At 72.9% G+C, this 1,132-nt stretch carries 1 protein-coding gene; it reads right to left on the bottom strand.

Annotated features, from left to right (window positions below; all coding sequences use genetic code 11):
- Positions 1 to 1,132 (bottom strand): DUF4118 domain-containing protein (locus SSP24_RS42460; RefSeq protein ID WP_141316614.1); only part of this gene is annotated, 1,132 nt, incomplete at both ends.

Here is a 1,132-nt window from a genome sequence, read left to right as displayed (position 1 = left end):
CCAGGCGGTCGGCGCCCTCCTCGATGCCTTCGAGGAGCTCCGCCTGGTCCTCCTCGGACCACGCCACGTCGTCGGACCGCAGACTGGAGACGGCCGCCTTGATCCCGGCCAGTGGGGTACGCAGGTCATGGCTGACGGCGGCCAGCAGCGCCGTCCGGATGCGGTTGCCCTCGGCCAGCGTGCGGGCCTGGTCGGCCTCCTCCTGGAGCCGTCGGCGGTCCAGCACGACCACGGCCTGGGCGGCGAACGCGGCCAGCACCCGGCGGTCCTCGGCGGGCAGCACCCGGCCGGTCAGCGCGAGCGCCATGTGGTCCCCGACCGGCACGTCCACGTCCGCGTCCTCCGGGCGTTCCACCGGCCCGCCGAATCCGACGCGGCCCACGCAGGTCCACGGGTCGATGTCGCTCTTGCGCTCCAGCAGCGCGGCCGACTCCATGCCGAAGGTCTCGCGCACCCGTTCCAGCAGGGCTTCCAGGCTGGTCTCGCCGCGCAGCACGTTGCCAGCGAGGAAGGAGAGGATCTCCGACTCCGCCCGCAGCCGGGCCGCCTGATGGGTCCGCCGGGCCGCGAGGTCCACCACCGACGCCACGGACACCGCGACGGCCACGAAGATCACAAGCGCGACGATGTTCTTCGAGTCGGCGATGGTCAGCCGGTGCAGGGGCGGGGTGAAGAAGTAGTTCAGCAGGAACGATCCGAAGGCCGCCGAGGCCAGCGCCGGCAGCAGCCCGCCGAGCAGCGCCGCCGCCACCGTCAGCGTCAGGAACACCAGCACGTTGTTGGCGAGGCCCAGGTCGACGGAGTTCAGCACCACCGCCAGGATCGCCGGACCGGCCAGGCCGACGGCCCAGCCCCAGATGATCCGGGCCCGCCCCAGCCGCGCGCCCCGGGCCACGGGCAGTCCGCGTCCCTTGGCGACCTCGTCGTGCGTGACGATGTGGACGTCCAGGTCGGGACCGGACTCCCGGGCGACCGTCGCGCCGACACCGGGTCCGAAGACGTACTGCCAGGTCTTGCGCCGCGACGACCCGAGGACGATCTGGGTGGCGTTCACGCCGCGCGCGAAGTCCAGCAGCGCGGCCGGTATGTCGTCGCCGACGACGTGGTGGAAGGTGCCGCCGAGATCCTCCAC

This window comes from Streptomyces spinoverrucosus (genome assembly GCF_006539505.1).
In the GTDB taxonomy this organism is placed as follows: Bacteria; Actinomycetota; Actinomycetes; order Streptomycetales; family Streptomycetaceae; genus Streptomyces; species Streptomyces spinoverrucosus.
Note: the sequence above shows the minus strand (reverse complement) of the source record. Positions and strands in the feature narration are given on the sequence as shown.